Below are 14,097 nucleotides of genomic sequence, written 5' to 3'. Positions count from 1 at the left end.
GACTGGCAAAATACAGACTGGCAGAATAGTGAACTTAAAGATTTTATGAAAATCAAACCTGTTTTTGTTGGAATTGCGGTGCTGGGTGTTTTACTACTGGTGCTGAGCCTAAGTACGATCGCTAAGGTGTTTGCGGCAAATCCAAGGGATCTGTTGGCAGGGGTAAAAACTCAGCCTCAAGCGGTGCAACTATTGCCAAAGCGATCGCCTTTATTCCTATCGTTTTTGGTCGATCCTGAGAAATTAGGATTATTCGCGCAGTTGGCAGCGCAACCAAGCGATCGCGGCGATGTGCGCCATGAACTGGCAAACCTCAAACAGCAATTACGACAAAACTGGTTATTAGACTACGAACGCGATATTCAGCCTTGGCTCGCTCAAGAAATCACCTTAGCTGTTACCGATGTAGATTTAGACGATCAGCCTGTTAATGGCTTGCAGACAGGCTATTTGCTTGCCTTGGTTGCTAAAGATGTGGATTTGGCGAAGGTGACAATTGATGCTTTTTGGCAGAAACTGGCGGTGAATGGCTCCGATCTTGGCTTTGAGCAATATCAAGGTGTATCGATCTTGAATACTAGTTTTAGCGAAGATAAGCCTGCGATCGCGGGGACGACTTTGGACAAATTTGTGCTGTTTGCCAATGATGTGCGGGTTTTACACCAAGCGATCGATACCTTAAAATCGCCTAGTTTAGCGCTCGCCAGCGTAGACAATTATCGCGATCGCCTTGCCAAAATTAATGTAGGTAAAGTGGGTATTGCCTATGCGAATCTTGCAGAACTAGGAGAAGATTTGCCCAAGGCAAGTTTGTTATTGAGCCTCAGTTTTGACAAGTTAGGAATTAGAGCAAAAACGCTTGTGACTTCAGAAACAGTAAATTCAGAAACAGCAAATGTCGAAAAGCAGTCCCAAGCCCTAGAAACTGCGGCACAGTCAGGTAGTTCTCTATCCACTCAAACAGCTCGTTCTAAATCTAATTCCAAATCTAATCTCAATATTGCTACTGCGATTCCTTCAGGAAGTTCAGTAATTATTGGTAATAATTTCGGTGAAACTTTGCAATCTTTAAAAGCTACCCTGCCAACTGAATGGCAAAAGTTGCTGGCAAAAGCGATCGCCCCAATTCCCTTCGAGCATAATGCTTGGGCATGGGCGCAGGATGATTTTGCGATCGCTCTATTACCAAATTCAAAGAGTCCAATTTCCGATAGGCAGCCAGATTGGTTACTCGTAAGCAAGATCAATGATCCTAAAACTTCAGCTACAGCGATCGCGACTCTAGATGACATTGCTAGAAATAAGCTCACTGTTGGTGAAATCTCCCTTAAAGCACAGCCTGTGACAGTCTGGACAAACCTGAGTGCCAATATCAATAACTCGGCAGCTAGCACCAATTTGGGTGTATCAGGGCAAGTTGTTGCCGCCCATGCCCAAACCCCCAATTATATTTACCTATCTAATTCGCTGACGGTTTTAGAATCTGCCCTAACATTGAAAAATAATCAAGCGATCGCCGCATCCAAGAGTTTTAAAACCATCACCGCCAAACTACCAAGCGATCAGCAAACCTATGGTTATCTTGATCGGAACTTTGATTTAACTTGGTTAAATGGTGCAGAGGCAAATTTCTCTGACTTTCAGACTAGCGAAATCTTTCAAAAGATCAGTAATTCTCCGCTTGTCTCGATCTTCAATCATCTGAATATATTTGGCTTTGCTAGTACTGGTAACCAGAGCAATATAGAAAATGGTGAATTTTTTATTGTTCTCAAGTAATTTCCGAAGTACTGTGGGTACATTGGGAGTAATGTAGAGATTTTGAATATTTCTTAGATAGATTCAAAATTATACATTTTTCTAATATTTAGGCGATCTGCTTTAAGGCTTTCATCTATGTCAGTCAATCGTCAACTACAGCGATATTCTTTTCGTAACATCCCTCTACAATGGGTCATGTTGCTATCGTTTATAGTGCAGGTGATTGGCACTATTGGACTGATTAAAACTTTGTCCAATCAGTCTTGGACAGGTTTGATTTATGGAATAGTTATAGTGCTATCTATAACTTTTAGTTTCTTATTAACCCTTTCTCTAAATCAATCCATTGTTGATTGTACAAGAGCAGAATCTCAGTCTGAACTTGCTTTGAAGCAATCACTGAGTCAGTTAAACTATCTAATTGAAAATTCGCCATTGGCAACCATCCGATGGGATCAAGAATTTCGAGTTGCGTACTGGTCAAAGCAAGCGGAAGAACTATTTGGTTGGAAAGCTGAAGAAGTCTTGGGTAAGACCATGTATGAATGGCGATTTATCTTTGAAAAGGATCTCGATCTCGTCAATCGGTCTGTGGATAAATCCTTGGGTGGTAACTATACTACCTGCGAGAATCGCAATTATCACAAAGATGGCTCGGTCATCAATTGCTTGTGGTATAACTCAACGCTGCTTGATGAATCAGGAAACTTGATCTCTATGCTATCTCTGGCTCAAAATGTCAGCGATCGCAGGCGAACTGAACAAGCCCTGCGCCATAGTGAAAACCAACTTCGTACTTTTTTAAATAATGCGCCGACTCCAATGACTATTAAGGATTTGGAAGGAACGTATTTAGCGGTCAATCAAGAATTTGCCTATTTTCTCCAGATTCCTGAAACAGAAATATTGGGGAAAAAAGACTATGACTTCTTCCCTATGGAAAATGTCAAGAATATACACAATTGGGAGATGCAGGCGATTTTTGAAGGAATTGCCGTTAACTTTGAAGAAACAGTAGAATTGTTTGACGGATTGCGTACATTTGTTGTCACTAAGTTTCCCCTCATGGATGCTCAAGACAAGCCCTATGCAGTAGCGGGCATTTATCTTGATATTAGCGATCGCAAAAAGATGGAAGCAATCCTTAAAGAGAGTGAAGCTAGATTCCAAAAAATTGCGATCGCTTCCCCCGAAGTAATTTATATTACGGTTCGCCAGCCTGACGGTACAACAAAATTTGAGTATGCTAATGTCGCGATCGAGGAGCTATTGGGGGTTAGCCTTGATGATTTGATGTCTAAATCGAATATTCACTATGAAATATTCCATCCTGATGATCTGCATACTTTCGAGCAAGAAATAGCAAATAGTATGGCAACTCTGCAAATTTTTCGCCACGAATGGAGAATTATTACGCCTCAAGGGCAGATCAAATGGATCAAATCTCAAGCACGACCAGAACTTCGAGACAATGGGGATGTGGCTTGGTATGGCTTTGCCATTGATATCAGTGAACGCAAACAGACAGAAATCGCACTGGTGGAAGCTGAAGCGAATCTGAGGAAAATCAATCAAGAATTGGAAAGATTAATTAACCTTGATGGCTTGACCCAGATTGCTAATCGTCGGTGCTTTAATGATCGTATCGTGCTCGAATGGCAAAGGCTCCATCGTGAGCAGCAACCATTATCCTTGCTGATGTTTGATGTTGATTATTTCAAGCGCTATAACGATCTCTATGGTCATCAGATTGGTGATGAATGTCTAATTAAAATTGCTCAAGCCGTTAATCATTTAATGCGCCGCCCCGCGGATTTGGTAGCTCGTTATGGAGGAGAAGAATTTATCGTGATTTTACCTAATACTCATGTTAGTGGAGCGATCGCAGTAGCAGATCGAATTCATGAAGCAATTAAAAATCTGCAAATTCCTCACCAAGATTCAATCGTGAGTAATATTGTTAGTATCAGTATGGGGATCGCTTGCGATATTCCTAATCTTGAGCGATCGCCCTATGTTCTGATCAATCAAGTCGATCATGCCCTTTATGAAGCAAAACAGCAAGGTCGTAATCGGTCAGTACTTTTTGCTGCATAGCAATATTCTCAAAATGATGTAAATATATTACTGATTTCTCTCCCCGTCCAATGACTATTTTCAGCAAAGGCTTTCGTCTGCGTAGCATCCCTCTACAGGGGCTAATGCTATTAGCTTTTGTAGTGCAGATTTTTGGGGTTGTGGGATTGGTCGCTTATCTATCCTATCGAAGTGGGCAAGAGTCTGTTAATAATCTAGCAAGTAGACTGAATAAGGAAATAAGTACTCGTGTAACCGAGAAAACGACAACTTATCTACAAGCCCTTGATCAAGTCAATAAAAATAATATCAGCGCTCTGAGGCGAGGTCTGTGGAATTTTGATGATTTCTCTAGCCAAGAGCGACAGGCTTGGGAACAGATGCAGCTTTACTCTTTATCGCCAATTACGATTGTTGGATTTGGTAATTCTTTGGGGGGACATCGAGCCGTAGAACTTTTGCAGGATGGATCATTTAGTATTCGGGCATCTCCAAATGGTGGCGGTAAATACCAAACTTTCACCACTAATCCCGATGGTTCCCCTGCTCAGGTTACACAAACAGATACTTACTTTGATTCCCGTCAGCGCCCTTGGTTTCAAGTGGCGGTAAAACAGAAAAAAGCTACTTGGACAGATGTATATCCCCATATCTACACTGGTGAATTATTAGTTGCCCTTGCTGAACCTATCTATGACCTCAAAAATGGTGATTTGTTGGGTGTTACCTATGGTATCCGTAGTCTTGAAGAAATCAGCCATTTCTTGCGCGGCATTGATCTGAAATCAGGATCAGTTTTTATCATGGAACGGGATCAAACATTGGTAGCGACCTCATCAATGTCCCAGAAGCCATACCAATCACAAAACGGCAAAGATCGGAAACTACTCAAAGCTAGTGATAGCAACAATCTTCAGATTAGTGTTGCTGCAAAATATCTACGCGATCGCTTTGGCGACTTAGCAAATATTCGTCAATTAGAGCAATTGGATTTTGAAATTAATGGCGATCGCCAAATTGCCCAAGCTGTACCTATTCATGATCGCAATGGACTGAACTGGGTCATTGTGGTTGTCATCCCTGAATCTGACTTTATGACAGAGATCCAAGCTAATCGCTTGTGGACAATTCTGTTATGTGGAATTACTTTAATCGTTGCTACAGGGATGAGCCTCATCACCACCCGTTGGATTACTGCTCCGATTTTGCGACTTAGTCAGGCTAGTAAAGCGATCGCTAGTGGAACTTGGCAAGAAATTTTGCCAGAGCATAATGTCATTACCGAGATTGACATATTGTCTAGCACCTTTCATCAAATGGCAAAACAGGTGCAGCAATCCTTTGATCGAGTAGCAATTGCGCTCAAAGAATCACAGGAAAAGTATAAGGTGCTTTTCCAAACTGCCCCAATCGGCATTTCGATTACGGATAAATATGGTCGCATCCTTGAGAGTAATATCGTTACTGAAGGTTGGTTGGGCAAACCTCTAGCATTACCACAAGAATGTGACGTTGGATCGAAGCCTAATCCTAAGGTCATCCGTCCCGATGGTTCGCCAATGCCTGTCGAAGAATATGCTTGCATTCGAGCTTTGAGAAGTAAATCCGTTGTTTGTGATGTGGAAACAGGAATTGTCTGTACTGATGGGGTTTTGCGTTGGTTTAGTGTCAGTGCGGCTCCCCTTTCTGTCGATCCCCACGGAGTGGTGTTGATCCATGTCGATATTAGCGATCGCAAACGCACCGAGTCAGCCCTTCGCCAAAGTGAAGCGAAACTACAAAAGATATCCTTGTCCATCCCTGGAGTCATTTACATCGTAGTTCAGAGACCAGATGGTTCTAGTTATTTTGAATACGTTAGTTCAGGAGTGGAAGCTCTCAATGAACTTAGTGTCGAACAGGTAATGCAAAATCCTAGCCTCATTTATCAACAGTATCTACCAGAAGATCGTGACGGTTTAAACCAAGCCATTGATCATAGTTTCCAAACGATGACACCCTTACAGTATGAATGGCGGATTGTGACTCCCTCAGGAAAACTGAAGTGGGTGCAAGTCAATTCCCGATCAGAACAAGATGACAACGAAAATATTGATTATGAGTATCGCAAAAATGGAGAAGTTGCTCGTTATGGTATCGTTCTAGATGTCACTGCCCGCAAACAAGCGGAAATTGCCCTTGCTGAAGAAAGCTTTCGACGTAAAGCTTTATTTGATGCTTCTATGGATGGCATTGTGATTCTAGATCAATCATATAATGTTATTGAAGCTAATGATAGTTTTGCGAGAATGCTTGGTTATTCTTTAGAAGAAATAACTACTTTAAATGTTAAAGATTTTGATGCTTATTTTACCGAGGAGGAACTTGACCGAACAATCGAAACCCATGAATTATGTTTCAATAGGTTTGAAACCCGTCATCGCCGCAAAGATGGCTCTGTTTATGATGTAGAAATTAGTACAAACTTAGTAGATTGGCATGGTCAAGCTCTTAGTTTTTGTATTTGTCGAGATATTAGCGATCGCAAGCTTCTAGAACAGCAGTTAACTCAAAGTCGAGATTTGCGAGAAATCATTTTTAATGAGTCTAGTGATGCGTTGTTCTTAGTCGATGGCGAGACTATTCGCACCTTAGACTGTAATCAGCAAGCTGTGAAACTCTTTGAAGCAGACAGTAAAGCTGATCTGATTGATATCGAAGGGAGTATTCTCCAAAAGCGACCATTTACGCCTCAAGAAATCTCCAACATTACCCAAGAAGTTAACCAAAAAGGTTTCTGGAGTCTAGAAGTAGAATATATCACTCTTAAAGGGAATGAATTTTGGGGAGATCTTTCTGCTAAGCCAATTACATTTGATAATAGACAGTTTCAACTAGTGCGTGTAGTGGATATTACTACACGCAAACAAACGGAACTTGCTCTAGCAAAAGCAAAAGCTGCTGCCGAAGAAGCCACTAGAGTAAAGAGTGAATTTCTGGCAAGCATGAGCCATGAGATTCGTACACCAATGAATGGTGTAATTGGTATGACTCAACTTTTGGCAACTACACAGCTCACTACTGAACAAAATAATTTTGTAAAAATTATCAAAGATAGTGGCGAAGCTCTCTTGACGATTATCAATGATATTCTGGACTTCTCGAAAATCGAATCAGGACTTTTAGAACTAGAAGCAAAGGATTTTGTGTTGGAAGATGTAGTCAAAGGAGTGTGTAAATTATTAGAAAATCAAGCGATCGAGAGACAGATTGATCTGCAATATATGATCGCGCCTGATATTCCTAAGATTTTGCTGGGCGATCGCTCCCGCCTACGGCAAATCCTCCTAAATTTAGTAGGTAATGCGGTTAAATTTACTCAAAATGGTCAGGTTTCTATCTCAGTAAGTGGTAGATGGAAGATGCTCATCTCCCATGAAAAATCAAAGACGCAAGATGCAACCTTGCTTAAATCAGACTCTGCATGGTCAGGGACAAAGGAAAGTTATGAGCTACGATTTGCGATCACCGACACAGGTATTGGCATACCGAGCGATCGCCTAGAGCGACTATTTCAGCCCTTCACCCAAGCCGATGCTTCTATTAGTCGGAAATATGGTGGGACTGGACTAGGCTTAGCAATTAGTAAACGTCTAGTAGAGTTAATGGGTGGCACAATTTGGCTAGAGAGCCTTGGTTCCATTGGTGGTAATCCTCCTAAAAATTGGATATTACAATCTCGAAATTCTACAACACCTCAAGGATCAACATTTTATTTTGAGATTGATTTGGCTCTCAGCAACGCCAGTCAACAACCTCAACTAGCTGTGAAAACAGAAGTTCCTATTGATAGCAAAATGGCAGAGAAAATCCCTTTGCGGATTCTCCTAGCTGAAGATAATCAAGTTAATCAAATAGTTGCTAGCTCAATGTTTAAACGACTAGGCTATCAAATTGAGGCGATCGCCAACAATGGCTTAGAAGCGATCCAAGCTGTCCAAAATCATGACTATGACCTAGTTTTGATGGATGTGCAAATGCCACAAATGGATGGTATAACTGCCACAAAGATAATTCGCAATGATTTAAAAAGTCAGGTATGGATTGTTGCTATGACCGCCGATGCTATGCCTGAAGATCGTCAAGCTTGCTTGGATGCAGGTATGAATGACTACGCTAGCAAACCGATTAGCATCCAAGAAATAATGCGTATAGTTTCCTCGATCAACTCTAGGTAAGGGTGGGCGGCGCGAAGCGCCGCCCACCCTTACCTAGAAGTCCTTAGGACTACCCATATTAACGTCAGTTCGACGAAGGTGGAAAATGGTAAAAATCGCTAAGCGATTTTTACCATTTTCCGCCATTTGCGCGGCACTTCGCGCCGCGCAAATGGCGTTATCGAACTCACGTATATTAGCTCTGTGCTATAAAATGAACTATCAATATTTTTGTTGAAATTCTCGCAAAATAACACTTTTAAAAACACTAGCTCTTACTCCAGTGCAAAGCGCTGCCAAAACAGTCTCAATGAGCCATTACCGCAAGCGATCGCTATTCCCAAATGTTCCCCTTAACTTAGTGCTAACGGTTCCATTTGTGGTGCTAAGTGTCAGTGCCGTAGGACTGGTGGGTTATTTGTCCTATCGGAGTGGTCAGTCAGCGATCGAAAATTTAGCAAATCAGCTCTTGCGTCAGACTTCAGAGCGAGTAAGCGATCGTCTCAATCATTATTTGTCCCTGCCCCATGATGTCGTAGCGGCAAATTCTCTAGCCGTAAAGCAAGGAACCTTAAATCCTAATGATCCTAAACAGATTCAGCAACATTTATGGCAGCAAACCCTATTGTATCCATCACTATCAGGGAATTTCTTCACGAATCAAACAGGTACGCAAGTTTCTTATGGGAGGATTTTGAGTGAGGAGCTTCAGAAGCAAGTTCAGAAACTGACGGGAGAAAATCTGCCTCTTGGCACAATCTTTTTTGGGAATGTAACATCTCCTGAATCATTACAACGAAAATTCTTTTTAGTGGATTCTAATGGTCAACCAACCAAACTGGTGTATACAAATCCTGTTAACGTTCTGCAATTACCTTGGTATCGCTATGCTAAAGATGCTGGGAAACAAACTTGGACACCGATCCAAGTAACTCAGGCTTTGCAAGTACTAGGTATATGGTCAGTGGCTCCGATCTATCAGAGTAATGGTGAGCTACAGGGAGCTTTCGCGGCATATTTTCTACTCTCAGATGTCAGTACATTTCTCAATCAACTCCATATTTCGCCAACAGGACAAATATTTATCATCGAGCGATCTGGCGATTTGGTAGCGACTTCGACCCTAGAACCCTCCCATACAAGTCATCTTAATCTTACTCCTAGACGTTTAGCTGCTATCAATAGCAAAGATCCCCGCACGCGAGAGATCACCAAGCATCTACTTAATCAATTGGGGAACTTGCGTTCACTCAAAGCGATGCCGCCGTTAAGCGTGGTGGTCAATCAACAACGACAGTTTGTCTATGTTACCTCTTACCAAAATCAAGATGGCTTGGATTGGCTAATTGTTACAGTTGTGCCAGAGTCGGACTTTATGTCTGAAATCCAATCTAGTACAAATCAGACGATTGGCTTGATTCTCATCACACTATTATTTGCGATTCTCATAGGTTTGATCTCAGCACATTGGATTGCAACTCCGATTTTACGGATACGGGAATCTAGTCAAGCTATAGCAGAGGGAAAATGGATCGAATCTTTAGCCGAAGATAGCGCTATCTCCGAAGTTAATTCCCTATCAGCAGCATTTAATCAAATGTCTGAGCAATTGCGACAACTGCTAGACAACAAAAACTTGGAATTGCAAGATAAGGCATATTGGCTCAATATCCTTGTCGAAGCTGTTCCAGATGCGATCTTCATGAAGGATGGAGAAGGTAAATACTTAATCGTCAATCGGCAAGGGCTAGACCTATTTGAAATACCCGATGATTATTTTGGTAAAACTGATGGTGATATGGCAAAGTTGAATGCTTTCTATCATGATGCTCTAATTTACTGTGCTGTCACTGATGAACTTGTTTGGCAGCGTAAAGAACTTAGTTATGTAGAAGAGTCTGTTCCCCAACGTGATGGAAACCATCGTACTTTTGAGGTCGTTAAGTTGCCACTCTTCAATGCCGATGGTAGTCGTAAGGGTTTGGTGATCATCGGTAGAGATATTAGCGAAAGGGCGAGGCTTGATGCCGATCGCAAAAAAACTGAAATCCAACTTCAAAATAGTGAGGCAACTAATCGTGCTATTCTCAATGCGATTCCTGATCTTCTGCTGAGAATTGGTAGAGATGGAACTTGCTATAGCTCGATTCCACCCGTGAATGAGGACTCAGGCAAATATATTCCTGTTACGACACATCTCTCAGAAGTCTTACCGCCCGACTTGCTAAAATTTGAGCTACAGAAAATTGAGCAGGCTTTAGCAACGGGAGAGCTACAGGTTTGGGAACATCAAATTCTGAAATACGGTAAATTAACCTATGAAGAAGTCCGAGTATCTCCCTGTAGTCCTGATGAATGCTTAGTAATTGTGCGAGATATTACCAATCGCAAACAAGTGGAAATAGAATTAGCTAGAGCTGTTGAAGCCGCCGAAGCTGCCAATAAAGCGAAGAGTGCATTTCTCGCAAATATGAGTCATGAGATTCGCACGCCCATGAATGGTGTCATTGGTATGGCACAACTTCTTGAAACTACTGAACTTGATGAAGAGCAAGCAGATTTTGTAAAAACGATTAAGGATAGTGGCGATGCTCTGTTAGTTGTGATCAATGATATTCTCGATTTCTCAAAAATTGAGTCAGGTCAGTTAGACATAGAAGTAAAATCCTTTGATTTGGAAGAAGTTGTGATTGCAGTGTGTAAGCTGCTAGAAAGTCAAGCCCAAGCTAAACATCTAAATCTTCAATATGAATTTGCTCCAGATCTTCCTGAGTTGATGATTGGTGATGCTACTCGTCTCCGCCAAATACTCTTAAATCTAATCGGTAATGCCGTTAAATTTACCCAAAGGGGACAAATTTCGCTGACCGTTACTGGAGAATTGTTGTCGCCATTTGGTTCATCTACGCTAAGCGAATATCAGCTCAATTTTGCGATCGCTGATACAGGGATTGGTATTCAAGGCGATCGCCTTGATAAATTATTTCAACCCTTCATGCAAGCCGATGCTTCCATTAGTCGTAAATATGGTGGGACTGGCTTAGGACTAGCCATCAGCAAACGTTTGGTCGAAATGATGGGTGGTGTTATTTGGGTAGAGAGTTTCGGGAAAATTGCTGGTAATCCCCCATTGGGTTGGGAAACCAATCTCAATACGCAGGGTTCAATATTTTACTTCACGATCACGGTATTGCTCGCTGATGCGATCGAGCAGCAATTATCTTCAGATGAACAGCCTCTGATGGATCGCATCGATCGCAAAATGGCAGAAAAATTTCCGTTAAATATTTTGCTAGTTGAAGATAATCCCATCAATCAAATGATTGCGAGCTTAATACTTAAAAAACTTGGTTATGAAGTAAGTGTCGTCAACAATGGCTTAGAAGCTTTACAAGCGACTACTGACTATGCCTATGACCTCATCTTTATGGATATCCAAATGCCTGAAATGGACGGCTTAACGGCAACGAAATTAATTCGGCAAACTGCTCAAAATGCCAATGTGCGGATTGTGGCGATGACGGCTAATGCAATGGCTGTAGATCATCAAGCTTGTCTAGATGCAGGTATGAATGACTACATTAGCAAGCCCATTAGTATCCAAGATATAGTGCGGATCGTTAGCGATCGCCAGTCATGAATTACGATCACTGGCGTTACGCTTAATCACTTCCCGTCATGTAGCAATCCGTGGAAGCGTACCCCGAAGGGGTGCGCTTCCACAAACCCAAAAATCTACAAATTATTTAGGACTGCTATAGAATTGTGTGGATGTGGCGGAGCCGCCCATAATACAACGTGAGTTCGATAACGCCATTTGCGCGGCGCTTCGCGCCGCGCAAATGGCGGAAAATGGTAAAAATCGCTTAGCGATTTTTACCATTTTCCGCCTTGGTCGAACTGACGTTAATACATATTCTTTATACATATTCTTTTTTAATAAACCATGACAGTTGTAACTAATCCCACGGATGTCTATGTCCTTGCTCAATGGCTAGCAGGTGATCATAGTAATTGGGAGCAGGCGATCGAAAACCCTCCATTTTTTGCCCATATTCGTGTGGGTGTCCGTGCCTTACCCAATCCGATTACCGAAGATGGTGTGTGGCTATACCTTGAGCAAGCCTATGACTATGAGCTAAACCACCCCTATCGCACAGCCGTATTACATTTGACCTATGCCAACGATCGCATTGAAATCCTCAACTATCGCCTGAAAAATGCAGAAACCTTTTTTGGGGCGAGTCGCGATCGCGATCGCTTAGCGGCAATTGATGCTGAAGCGATCGATCAACTCCACGGTTGCACACAGTGGGTACATCGTGCCGATGACAAGACCTTTAAGGGTACTGTCGAACCAGGCAAAAAATGTTGTCTTACCCGCAAAGGTGTCAATACCTACCTGACGATTGACTTTGAAGTTACAGAAAACAGCTACAGTAGCCTTGATCGCGGCTATAGCGTAGAAACTGATGAGCATATTTGGGGTTCTGTCGCTGGTGCTTTTGAATTCAGCAAGAAGGCAAGCTTTAGTGATGAAATTACTATGAAATTCGCATAGGATCTATTCCTTAGGTATAATAAGTTCCTGTCAAATTAGATTTTTTGAACTTCTGATGCTGCTCGAACAGTTAAATCGAGTAGCTAGTCATTGCAAATAATCTGATCAACCAGAGCTTTCTGAAGTTGCAAATTGCATGAAAGTTATGGTGTGCAGTGCAAAGTGCTACATGCCATAACCCCCAAGAAAGCATAACTAGTGTGAGCATTAAAGGTGTAATTTGAAAGTCCTCGTAGTTGGCAGTGGCGGTAGAGAACACGCCTTAGCTTGGAAACTGCTGCAATCTCCAAATATCGATCGCGTCTTTTGCATACCAGGAAATGGTGGTACGGCAACTATGCCCAACTGTCAAAACGTTTCTCTGAGTATCGATGACTTTGAGGGTATGTTGCGTTTTGCTCAGGTGCAGGGGGTAGGTTTCACGATTGTGGGACCTGAACTGCCGTTAGCGCTTGGTATTGTTGATTATTTCCAAGCTGCGGAAGCATTAATTTTTGGTCCCACTAAAGAAGGTGCTCAGATCGAGGCAAGTAAGTCTTGGGCAAAGCAACTCATGCAGGAAGCGAATATTCCTACAGCAGCTAGTGCCACCTTCAACAATCTTGAATCTGCCCAAGCCTATGTGCATGAACAGGGAGCGCCAATCGTCATTAAGGCTGATGGCTTAGCCAGTGGTAAGGGTGTAACCGTGGCGATGGAGATTGATGAAGCGATCGCTGCTCTAGACCGTATCTTTTCGGGACAATTTGGCTCCGCAGGCGAAACGGTGGTCATTGAAGAGTTTATGACAGGGCAGGAAGTATCTGTCCTCGCGATTACCGATGGCAAAACCATTCGACCCCTAATTCCTGCCCAAGATCACAAACGCCTCGGTGATGGTGATACGGGTCCCAACACGGGTGGGATGGGAGCCTATGCCCCTGCGCCGATCGCGACACCTGAGTTAATGGCAAAGGTACAGACCCAAGTTTTAGAACCTGCGATCGCGGCTTTGAGTGCGAGAGGTATTGACTATCGTGGCTGTCTCTATGCAGGTTTAATGGTCACACCTGAGGGGGAACCCAAGGTGGTGGAGTTTAATTGTCGATTTGGCGATCCTGAAACACAGGCGGTACTGCCCTTACTTGATGACAATCTCGATGATTTGCTTTTAGCTTGTGTTGAGGGACGACTCGATAGCTTTGCACCATTGCAATGGAAAAATCAGGCTTCAGTCTGTGTGGTTACAGCCGCAGATGGCTATCCTGACAAGGTAGAAGTTGGTCAATTTGTCACAGGTATCGGCAAGGCTGAAGACATTGGTGCTTTTGTCTTTCAATCGGGTACTAAGCTCAAAAATAATGCGTTAGTCACTAATGGGGGCAGAGTTCTGGGTGTGACAGCGCTAGGTGATGACATTCGCAAGGCAATTACGAATGTTTATAGTGCTGTTGATTTTATTGCTTACGATGGTATGTATTACCGTAAAGACATTGCCAGTAAAGCTATTAACTAAAAAAAGCC

At 42.5% G+C, this 14,097-nt stretch carries 6 protein-coding genes; all 6 read left to right on the top strand.

From position 1 onward, the window contains the following. Positions 1–45 precede the first annotated feature (45 nt). The 6 genes from NMG48_RS00150 (at position 46) to purD (ending at position 14,089) form a co-directional block, all read left to right on the top strand. Positions 46–1,779: a DUF3352 domain-containing protein gene (locus NMG48_RS00150; protein ID WP_271253468.1), complete on the top strand. Its 1,734-nt coding sequence runs from the start codon at positions 46–48 to the stop codon at positions 1,777–1,779. 117 nt (positions 1,780–1,896) lie between these two features. Next, the gene (locus tag NMG48_RS00145) at positions 1,897–3,858 is read left to right on the top strand and encodes a GGDEF domain-containing protein (protein WP_271253467.1); all 1,962 of its coding nucleotides are present in this window, start codon (positions 1,897–1,899) and stop codon (positions 3,856–3,858) included. A 50-nt stretch (positions 3,859–3,908) separates the two neighbouring features. Continuing rightward, positions 3,909–8,054: a PAS domain S-box protein gene (locus NMG48_RS00140; RefSeq protein ID WP_271253466.1), complete on the top strand. Its 4,146-nt coding sequence runs from the start codon at positions 3,909–3,911 to the stop codon at positions 8,052–8,054. Positions 8,055–8,343: 289 nt separating this feature from the next. After that, a complete protein-coding gene (locus NMG48_RS00135) occupies positions 8,344–11,673 on the top strand; it encodes a response regulator (RefSeq protein ID WP_271253465.1) in 3,330 nt (1,109 codons plus the stop codon). A gap of 306 nt (positions 11,674–11,979) precedes the next feature. After that, positions 11,980–12,594 (top strand): chromophore lyase CpcT/CpeT, encoded by a 615-nt coding sequence (locus tag NMG48_RS00130; RefSeq protein WP_271253464.1) that lies wholly within the window; start codon positions 11,980–11,982, stop codon positions 12,592–12,594. Positions 12,595–12,814: 220 nt separating this feature from the next. Continuing rightward, the gene (gene purD, locus NMG48_RS00125; RefSeq protein ID WP_271253463.1) at positions 12,815–14,089 is read left to right on the top strand and encodes a phosphoribosylamine--glycine ligase; all 1,275 of its coding nucleotides are present in this window, start codon (positions 12,815–12,817) and stop codon (positions 14,087–14,089) included. Positions 14,090–14,097: the final 8 nt, after the last annotated feature.

The organism is Pseudanabaena sp. Chao 1811 (assembly GCF_027942295.1).
Taxonomy (GTDB): Bacteria; Cyanobacteriota; Cyanobacteriia; order Pseudanabaenales; family Pseudanabaenaceae; genus Pseudanabaena.
The sequence above is the reverse complement of the archived record's forward strand: the minus strand, read 5'-3'. Positions and strand labels throughout refer to the sequence as shown.